The sequence below is a fragment of the Bartonella sp. AD328YNZD genome (assembly GCF_042196425.1).
Genome location: NZ_JBHIQG010000066.1, coordinates 1 through 10,169 on the forward strand (window position 1 = coordinate 1; position 10,169 = coordinate 10,169).

Here is a 10,169-nt window from a genome sequence, read left to right on the forward strand (position 1 = left end):
TCCTCAGTTTCTGCGGAAACAAAATGAAAGCGACTTGGTAATGTAATCATTTAGAAATTATCCTGATACTTACAGTTCATATTGTAACTTATTTTTTGAAAGTTTTGAAGTTGTAATAAAAGCTCTTTTAATAATAAAACGAGTGTTGAAGACAAAAAGAGAAACTCTTTCGAGATGAAGTATCATTGTAGGAAAATAAAAGAGGTGCATAGTTAGATAATTTACAAACAAGTATTTTTTTTATTAGAATGGTAATTTAGCATTGAAGCTAAGAGGATGATTAGTTAAAAGATCACAACTGGTTTTAATAATCGGTTTTAAGCACCCGTAGCTCAGCTGGATAGAGCGCTGCCCTCCGAAGGCAGAGGTCACAGATTCGAATTCTGTCGGGTGCACCAAACTTTTCAATTTCATATCATCCTAAATAACAACATTCTCCAAAAAAAGCAGATTTCCTCTTTATGAAAATGGTCATTTGAGTTGTTCATTAAGTTTTTTAGCGAATAAGTAAATGATTTTAAGAGAAGTAAAATTTTACAGTTGCGTATATAATTTTTTGCTTAGTCATTTTGAACATCGAGATAAAAAAGCAAGATTATCTAAATGTGCTTTCAATTTAACTATAAATATTTATAATATAAAAATACATATTAATTCAATATGTTATTGTACAACTGATCTGGCGATGTTGATAGTAGATCGCTAAATATATTGTTCTGGTCATTAAAATAAATAGCTAAATTTGCTTTTTTTCTATTTTGGGAGTTAAAGGCTGTTATGGTGATATGGAACGCAGATGAGGAATATCACCAGTTAAAGGAGTAATAAGGGGGAAAGACAACCATCAAGGTTTGAATTGTTTCAAAATACTGTATTCGATATGGTTTTGATATGGGTATCTGGTGATTTCTCTATACACCAATATTGCCAGTTATGTTGGATGAGGGATTGTTTAGCTTTAATCAACTTTCTTATATCCCGAACGCTAATTATGGTGGTTATTTAGTTGGGAGTATATTCTTTACGTTTGGCAGTAATTGGGATTATATCTTTTGCTCCTCGCATACTATCTTGTGCAGCTATAGTAATGAGTGCACTTAATTATTTCCATGGCGTTAACACTTAGTCCTTTTGATCCGTTTTGCTGTTGGTGAATGATGGTTTTAGGTTCTATTATGGTCATGCAGCATAGCCATAATGGGCGGATTATTTCTTCGCTTTATGCAGGTGTAGGAGTTGGTATTCTCCTAGGTAATGAATATGTTATTATTAGCTTGAATATGACAACTATATCACAAAAACACCTCCGTTATTTTTTCCATTGCAAATGAAACCGCTCCTGTTAATAAGAAAAAATCATCCCAAAATATGAATTGACCAATCAAATAGATTTCGTGACTGGTCATATATCTTATATCGCATTCGTGCTTTAAACGATTTTGGTGATGTAAAAAAGGCGATCTAGATGCTTTTATTGAAAATGAAAGCAATCTCTCTCATGATGGTAATTGCTGGGTTGCTGATAATGTCTGTGTTGTAAAATCTGGTTGTGTTTATAAAAATATAAGGGGCTATGGCAATGCTGCCATTGGTGGCTATGTGTAATGGCAATACCTTTATATGTGATAAAACCCATGTGTATTTTGGTGTTCATGTTTATGACAATGCTCATCTTTCTTATAACGTATGAGTTTATCATTATGCGCGGGTTTATGGGAATGAAAAATTATCCGGTAGAGCACGTATTCATAACACTGCCGCGGTTTATGATCATGCGGTTGTTAGGCAAGGTTTACGGCAATGCTAGCGTGGGGTGTCATACTAAGGTCTACGGTTCTGTTTATGGCAATGCCAAGATCTCCTGATTATATCGTGATTAGAGGTAATGTATATGGCAATGCAAGAATAAAAAGACATAGCGATTTATATTCGGTTCCCATAAATTGTGAGGTTTATGAAAGTGATGATGTTATCAAGATTGATAAACAGAATAAATGACAGACGTGGAGGGTGCTTCTTTGATGGTTAAAACGCATCATAAAAGAAAGCTGTGCCAATTGATATGACGCTGCTTTTAAATAGAGGTACTACAGATCATACAAAAGAAATCAATAATGAATGCATATATACAAAACGTATCATATTGCAAACGCTCTATTCTATTGATTAAAACTGATCAATGGGAACGTAAATGATAGGTATAATATTTAATCACTCATTTGAATTACAGAACCTATAAACACTTTTGTATGGCTATAAAACTTATTAAGAATAACGCTCTCATTTTTGAAGTTGTCATTTGACACAAAGTACATTATCAAAATGTCTCTTTTAAAACGTTTGGTAGGTTCATATTAAGACAATCAAGAGAAAGTGCGTATTAAGTGAATATTTGTAACAAAATCCGTTGTTTACATTTACGAACATTGGTTTTTAAAAGCAGCTTTTCAGAAGACAATAAACAACCACTTTTTATAAAATCTAAGGCTTTTAAACTGTTATAAAACCTAGGTTTCAAAGGTTTTTATAGAGATATCATTTTATGTCTCTAAACGTTTAAACTTTCATTTAGTGAGGTTCTCATAAGCGTATTTTCACTTTGCATTTAAACGTAACTTCTCTGCAAATAAGCCGGTCCATATTTGGGCTGGCAAAATTAATCAGTTCAAATTCGAGCTCGTTAACTTTAGAATAGAGCAGTCTTTAATATTGTCGCTTTTGACTCAAAATTGAGTAAAACCCCATGCCTTTGTAATATGATTGCAATCCTTTTGAAATTTATCTACTTATCTTTGTCTTAATAAGTATCCTCAAATTTGAGGGGACTTCATTTGGTTTCGTATTTTTAAACTGTAACTTTTAAAACGTTTTTTGCTTGTTTGCCTGCGTTATATCATTAAAAATCTTTTGACTTCTAAGACATAACATTATTAATTTCATTACCTGCTGTGATGATATTATCTATATAATGTCTGCTTATTATTGACTAACTTTTTAGTAAGCAGCGCTTTAAAATCGACTTGTCTTTAAATCCTTTTATGTGTCCTTAATGAATTAAAACCTATTCTATGATAGTTTCAAATGACTGTTTCTTTTAAGGTTTAGCTCAAAAAAAGAGTAAACCCCATACCATTTTTTAAACGCATGCAATTTATATTATCGATTATTTCAAACAATTACGTTTTTAATAATGCGATTTGTGTGTGATAAAAACGTATCATAAAATTTATGAACTGTTATAAATGATAGCTGCGTTTCACTTCATTTGAATGTTTACATGCGTTATAACATTTGCATCATGATTTGCTTTTTATGGTCTATCCATACATGGTAATTGTTTATGAAAAATGGTTAATTAAATCACGTATAAAAGTGTAGATTTTAAATGGGATTTATATAAAATAATTGCACACAATCTATTGACTTTATTATATTTTTTTATGAATTAAGATTCCATCTCGTTTAGACGTTGCAAAAGAAATCACCAAAGACCTTATTGATAAGATTCTTCTCGTACACGGCGTTATCACTTTTGTTTGCAAAAATCTGCTTCGCTTTTGACTTTGATATGGATACAACCTCTTTTGAGGTAGAGCAAAGAACTTTTTAATCATGGAGAGTGCAACAGTGTTCTTCAAAAATCTTGATTGGTCTGTTGAAAAAATTAAAGAGGTAGATAATTATTCCGCACGTTATCAACTACCAGATTGTGAAGTACAAATTCTTTATAATGACGCAATTATCAAAGATTATTCGCAATTTGATGTTGGAGTTTCGATTAGTACTGGTATTTTAGCTGCTGCCTGCATGGTAATTGATCCCTATCAATTACCAGCATTTACAAGATCTACAACTTGATTTTGATAAAAAGGGATTGAGAATTTGTGAAGAAGAAATATATGCAGATTAGTTGGAATTAAGCTTGATTATATCTTGAAATGGGCGATGGAAAAAATAGATCTTCATAAATGCTTTTATTCCAGATATGGAGTACCACTTTGGCGAAAGAGTGAAGTTGGAGGCACATAAGGTTATCAAGGTAGATGATGCAGATTATAGCTTACTTCATATTGGTGCAGTGGCTTTATTGGGTGATGTTGCACCCTTACAATCTTATTATCAAAGTTTCAGTGCAGAGGATCATTTAGGCTTTGATGAAAACACCCAACAGATTCATCTGGAACGTGCATTGGCTTTAGCCAAAGAAGCAGTGAAATCTAAGCAGCTCAGCTACGCTTTAATTAAAAAAGTAGCAAAAAATATGAGTCATCTAGAAGAAAAACAAAGTTCTTAATAAGGGTTTTCCAGAGAGGTGGAGTTTCATTCTTGGAAGGAAAAAAAATAGCTACATTTATCGAAACAAAAGATAAGGAATAGCTCCTTAAGAAATATCAAGAAGATCTAAAAAGATTATAGGAGCCAGAGTCTGTTTTAAAGCTGCCATCATCAGTTGAGTGAATTCAACAATGGTTGAATTTTATCCATTGGCGGAAATCTGATGTTTGAAAGAGGCTTTCTTGATGTGAAGGTAATATCATAATAAAAAATTATTATAAATCAATATGTTGTATATATTCATTGTTTTGAGATTAATGACCATTGACAAATAATTTTACACCATTTTCTCTCTTCCAGCTTTTCGTCAATCATCAATGAAAATTTTTTATAATGGAAAGTTCATTGATAATATAACTTTTGTATGTCATTATTTTACGCTTTAAAAAATATAAAAATAATGAAATGCAATTGAGTTATCAACTGCTTATTCTTTTCAATTTTTAATCATAAAAAAATCTTTTTATTCATTTTTCTTATAAAAAGAATTAGCTTTTTTCTGGTGATACAAGCGGAGAAATAAGGATTTTAGATATGTTTCTGCGTTCCATTTCAATCACTTTAAAGTGTAAACCGTCAGTTTCAAAACTTTCTCCCTCATTTGGTAAATGACCAAACTGCCAAAGCATAAAGCCTGCCAGAGTCGTATAACGATCTGCTTCATCCACAAGGTTACGCCCAAGATAACCACTTAAACGGCGGATATCAGCGTATCCCTCAACAAGAAGACTGCCATTTTCAAGTTGTTCTGCGATCATGAGTTCTTCATCGTCATCAGGAAAGTCTCCTGCAATAGCTTCAAGAATATCGGTTGGTGTTGCAATTCCTTCAAAAGATCCATGCTCATCAACAATAATTGCAAGCTGAATCGAAGAATGACGTAATTGCTCCATCAATCGTAAAACACTTGTGTTTTCATGAACAACGAGGGGTTCTCGCATAGCTTTTTTCCAATTAATCTTTTTTCCCTCAGCCAAATTCAAAAGAAGATCTTTTGTCAATGCAACGCCAACAAATTCATCCACTTTTTCACGCGCAAGAATTAAGCGGCTATGTTTAAACTTTTGTAATTCTTCACGCATTTCATTTTCATCAGCATTTAAATCTAACCACTCAATCTCATTACGCGGCGACATGATAGAGCGAACAGGGCGATCAGCTAAATCGAGAACACCACGAATCATTTCCTTTTCTTCTGGTCTAAACAACTCAGAAGCTGCGGCCTGTTCAGCAATAACATCTACAGTCTCAGCAAGGTGATTATCTTTGCTTCCTCCTCCTAAGAGCCTCAAAACAGCATCAGCTGTTCTACTGCGTAGATCATTCGTTTTAATCATTTTTTCACGGTTACGACGTCCAATTTGATTAAAAGCTTCGATGAGAACAGAAAAACCAATAGCAGCATACAAATACCCTTTTGGAATATGAAAACCAAATCCTTCAACAATGAGAGTAAAACCAATCATCATCAAAAAACCAAGACAAAGGATTACAATAGTGGGATGACGATTAATAAAACGCATAAGAGCACCAGATCCGCACATCATTACTCCCATAGCAGCTATGACTGCGATATACATAACTGCTGCCTGCTCTTTTGCAATCATACCTGTTGCGGTAATAATACTGTCTAGTGAAAAAACGGCATCCAGCACCACGACTTGGACGATTACTTGCCAAAAAACAGCATAACCAACACCTGTTTTTCTTTCATGTGATACTCCTTCTAACCTTTCATGTAATTCTAGCGTTCCCTTTGCGAGCAAAAAGGCTCCACCACCGATTAAAATAAAGCTATGCCAACTAAATACAAAAGATGAAAGTGAAAGAATTACCCTATCGAGTCTCATAACCCATCCAATAACGGTAAGAAGGAAAAGCCGCATAATTAATGCTAAAGTAAGACCTATAAAGCGTGCGCGGTCACGCAAATGCAGTGGCAATTTTTCAGCTAAAATTGCAATAAAGATAAGGTTATCTATTCCTAAAACAATTTCGAGAAAAACCAGCGTGATCAAACCAAACCACGCATGGGGATCAGTGATCCATTCCATCATTCCTTACCTTTTAGAAGCTTAAAAGCGCGCGATTGACAAAAAAAATTCATAGGCTTTTATTCGTATATTGGATCATGAACATTGAATGTAAAAAACTTATATTCAAAGAAAAAAACAGCACAATATTGCTTGAATGCATGTGATTGTTGATAAAACAAAACGATGCCCCATCCCGCTTACAACCACAAGAAGGTTCCTCTAATTTTCGCTCGGGCATTATGCTCGATAATCCTCTAACTATAGGTTCTGTATAACAATCAGAACATTTATTTATAAAGCTTCTTATAATGGGTTTATTTTTATATAAGATCAAGTGGTGAATATCATATTTTTAACCTTACAGACAATGAGTTTATATAACAAACAACAAAACATCTGGACATCTATCCTTAGGAGCGTTATAGAAACGCTCATTCTCGTCTTTTGAGAAGCTTATGGGTGATTAGCTCAGTCGGTAGAGCAGCTGACTCTTAATCAGCGGGTCGTGGGTTCGATCCCCTCATCACCCACCATTTTATTTTATACCGTAAATAACTTATTGATTGGGTAATTTTTTTAAGGTACGAGTTGCTAAATAAAATTGGGCAGTAGGATTTCCCCATATCTGTTTGTTTAAAAAAAGATTGTTGATATAGCTTAGTCATCGGTTTTTGTACTTTTTAGGGGTCTCAAAGAACTTTCAAAGGACATTTAAAGATTTTTTAATGCGTATTGTTTCTTTTTTTTAAGTTGCAATTGGTAAGGAGAAGCTTCTTACCGACAATTGTTTTATTTAAAGGAGTATAGAAATCAACAGTTTTCACTTCTTTTAATATAAATTGATTAAAATTTTTTTGGATTTTTAGCATATTGTTTAAAGAAAGAAGCAACTTTACACTTTAGTTGTGTCAGCAGCGTGGATATTTTTTGATAACTCTCCCGCTTAAACAAAAAACTTCTGTAATAATCATCAGTATTCCAAGAGGGTAAATAAAGATAAAATGAAGTATTTAGCTGGACATACAAGGAATAAAATTATATCAGTTTAATTGTTTAAAGCTAATACCTGTTAAACGAAAGACAATAAACTTTAATGAGGCTTAAAGTTTTAAAATATTAAGCTGTGTGGTTACGCTATGCTGCCTTTCCGTTAGCTAAACCTCTAAAAATATAAATATTAAGAAAGCTACTTAGATTCATTATAATATATTGATTTATAAAGAATTGATTATTCTTTGTTTGAAAAAACTTTACTATCATAAACTTCATTTGTACATCATAAATGGGATTATAAATGGGATTAACGTGTGGATAAAGACTATTGAAGAAAAGCATAAAAATAATTCTTATTAATGTTCTTAAGTGCTAAAAGTTATCATAACATTGGAAAAATAGTATAATGGTGCAGGCTTGATCTTTTATTAAGTATAAAGTTGATGGTGCAACAATAGCTTTACTATTATACCATTTACGGGTATTGTTGTGTAATGGAGAAGAGCGTTGAGAGAGGTTTCTTAAAAAAGATATGTAAACTGGCAACACGGTGGTGTTTTGTTCTTTTATAGGTACACAAAAAAGAAGTCATTGATAGCCTTTTATTTATTCCGGTGGTGTTTTGGGGGCTCTTTTCCAATATTGTCGCGCCTCAAAAATGACGACCACAAATAATGAAAGGATGAGCGGTATAATCAAATAAAACATTCTAAAGACAATAAGCGCTGCAATAACATCAGTTGGATTTATATTGGGCATGCCTGTTATGAAGAGAGCTTCAAGAACTCCTACTCCTCCTGCTGGAGCATTAGAGAGAAGAGTTATCGTAAAAGATGCTAGAAAAACACCAAGAACAGAGATAAAATGAATATCTGCGTTATGTGGGAGAACAGCATATATAATTCCTGCTGCTCCTAAAAGCTCTAGAGGGCTAATGAGAAGCTGTTGAATAACAATTTTCAGCCGTGGATAGGAAAGTTGAATTTTCTTACCCAAGCGTAAGGGTTTTAACTGAAGCCAGCTGCCAAACGTATAAAGTGCTATACAGCTGAGTAAAATTGCTCCAGCCGTTGTTCCGAGCCATTCAGGAAGTTCTTTATGAATGAGGGTGATAATTTCGGGTTGCAGCACCAAAACGATTCCCAAAAGCAAGATTGTGCCGATTACAAAAGTAAAAGAGCAAAAACCTACTAATATTGCGATTTCTGTTCCGTTTAATCCTTTCATTTTATAGGCGCGATAGCGTACAACGGCACCAGAAAAAACTGAAGCACCGATATTGTGTGAAAGAGCGTAGGTTGTAAATGAACATATAGCGATAAAAATCCAAGAAATTTTATGGCCTAGATGTTGCAAGGCAATTCGATCATATCCAGCAAGAGCAGCATAAGCTAGGAGAGAACATAAACAGGCTAATAACCAGTGCTGTGCATTTAAATTGTTCAAACGCTCCAATACATCTCCAAATGAAATGGCAGAGAGCTTCATGTAAAGAATTCGAATAGATACCAGCATTGCTAAGATACCAATCAATGGCCATATAAATTGCTTTATTTTCACGATTCTGTATCCATTTTATGTTTTCTGTAAATTTTCATGATTGAGCATATTCCTTACAGATCTTCGTTCTGTTATATACTCTATAATGCCATTGGCAATTTCTTCATCATCTGTTACTACAACATCAGCACCTAAATCAATGAGATATGTTGTTTCTGTATCGGATAATGCATGTGTGATTATCTGGATATCTTTCTTCATATCACGGATATTCACGATACATTCTCCTACTTCAATGGTACTTCGCATTGTAATAACAACTTTATGTGCATTATTTATATTTGCTGCGTTTATTATTTCTTGTTGAATGATATTGCCACAAATAGCCTCAAAGCCATCTGCAATCGCTTTATCAGAGAGGCGTTTTGATTCTTCTACGATCACTATAGGTTCACCTCTATTCATTAAAGATAATGCAACATACTTACCGATACGACCATAGCCAATAATTACGATATGGTTATTTTTTAAGGTCATCGGTAAAAAATCTTGGTCAGGATCTTGTGGATCAATATCAATAATTGTTTGGGTATTTTGTGAGGATACAGAATTTTTTTCTAGACGTTTTTTAATTTTATTACAGGCAATGAAAACAAGAGGGTTGAGCAAAATAGAAAAAATTGCTCCTCCAAGAATTAAATCATGAGCGTCATTGTTTAAAAGTCCTAAGCTTAAACTTAAACCAGCAAGGATAAAGGAAAATTCTCCGATTTGGGCAAGGCTTGCAGAAATAGTCAAAGCTGTTGCATTAGAATAGCGAAAAGCCTTAACGATGAAAAAGGTAACAGCAGATTTTCCGATTACGATAATGAATAAGGTTGCTAAGAGTGGGAAAAAATGAGTCAAGAGTTTCTCTGGGTCAAATAACATACCTACAGAAACAAAAAAGAGAACAGAAAAAGCATCGCGCAGTGGTAAAGATTCTTCCGCAGCACGGTGGCTTAATTCTGATTCGCTCATGACCATACCAGCAAAAAAAGCACCAAGAGAAAGAGAAACTCCAAATAAATGAGCGGCTCCGAAAGCTACTCCTAATGCAATAGCAAAGACGCTAAGACGAAATAATTCACGTGATCCCGATTGTGCGCTCATTTTTAAAAGCCATGGGATAACGCGTCGCCCAATGACAAGCATAAGTGCGATAAATACAATCACTTTCAGGATGGTGAGACCAAAAATACCCCAAATACTTAAATCTAACCATTGAACAAGAGGATCCAACGCTTCTTTTTTTGTATTGCTGAG

8 protein-coding genes and 2 tRNA genes are annotated in these 10,169 nt (G+C 33.9%); 7 read left to right on the forward strand and 3 right to left on the reverse strand.

Features of this window, described 5'->3' with window-relative positions; genetic code table 11:
- The first annotated feature begins 321 nt into the window (after window positions 1-321).
- The 6 genes from ACFIO3_RS04885 (at window position 322) to ACFIO3_RS04910 (ending at window position 4,294) form a co-directional block, all read left to right on the forward strand.
- A tRNA-Arg gene (locus ACFIO3_RS04885) sits at window positions 322-398 on the forward strand.
- Window positions 399-933: 535 nt separating this feature from the next.
- The gene (locus ACFIO3_RS04890; protein WP_375607190.1) at window positions 934-1,101 is read left to right on the forward strand and encodes a YbfB/YjiJ family MFS transporter; all 168 of its coding nucleotides are present in this window, start codon (window positions 934-936) and stop codon (window positions 1,099-1,101) included.
- Window positions 1,102-1,154: 53 nt separating this feature from the next.
- On the forward strand, window positions 1,155-1,331 hold the full coding sequence (locus ACFIO3_RS04895) for a YbfB/YjiJ family MFS transporter (protein WP_375615214.1): 177 nt from the start codon (window positions 1,155-1,157) through the stop codon (window positions 1,329-1,331).
- A 327-nt stretch (window positions 1,332-1,658) separates the two neighbouring features.
- Entirely contained in the window at window positions 1,659-1,865 is a 207-nt protein-coding gene (locus ACFIO3_RS04900; protein ID WP_375615213.1) for a hypothetical protein, read from the forward strand.
- Window positions 1,866-3,612: 1,747 nt separating this feature from the next.
- Complete coding sequence (locus tag ACFIO3_RS04905) at window positions 3,613-3,858, forward strand: hypothetical protein (RefSeq protein WP_375686668.1); 246 nt, start codon at window positions 3,613-3,615, stop codon at window positions 3,856-3,858.
- Between the two features lie 151 nt (window positions 3,859-4,009).
- The gene (locus ACFIO3_RS04910; protein WP_375686669.1) at window positions 4,010-4,294 is read left to right on the forward strand and encodes a DUF6990 domain-containing protein; all 285 of its coding nucleotides are present in this window, start codon (window positions 4,010-4,012) and stop codon (window positions 4,292-4,294) included.
- A gap of 529 nt (window positions 4,295-4,823) precedes the next feature.
- Here ACFIO3_RS04910 and ACFIO3_RS04915 read toward each other — a convergent pair.
- On the reverse strand, window positions 4,824-6,392 hold the full coding sequence (locus ACFIO3_RS04915) for a TerC family protein (RefSeq protein WP_375607186.1): 1,569 nt from the start codon (window positions 6,390-6,392) through the stop codon (window positions 4,824-4,826).
- A 436-nt stretch (window positions 6,393-6,828) separates the two neighbouring features.
- Between ACFIO3_RS04915 and ACFIO3_RS04920 the strand changes: the two genes are divergently transcribed.
- Window positions 6,829-6,904 (forward strand) — tRNA-Lys (locus ACFIO3_RS04920).
- A gap of 1,066 nt (window positions 6,905-7,970) precedes the next feature.
- Here ACFIO3_RS04920 and ACFIO3_RS04925 read toward each other — a convergent pair.
- A complete protein-coding gene (locus ACFIO3_RS04925) occupies window positions 7,971-8,924 on the reverse strand; it encodes a YbhN family protein (RefSeq protein ID WP_375607185.1) in 954 nt (317 codons plus the stop codon).
- A gap of 15 nt (window positions 8,925-8,939) precedes the next feature.
- Window positions 8,940-10,169 (reverse strand): cation:proton antiporter (locus ACFIO3_RS04930; protein WP_375704150.1); only part of this gene is annotated, 1,230 nt, incomplete at its 5' end.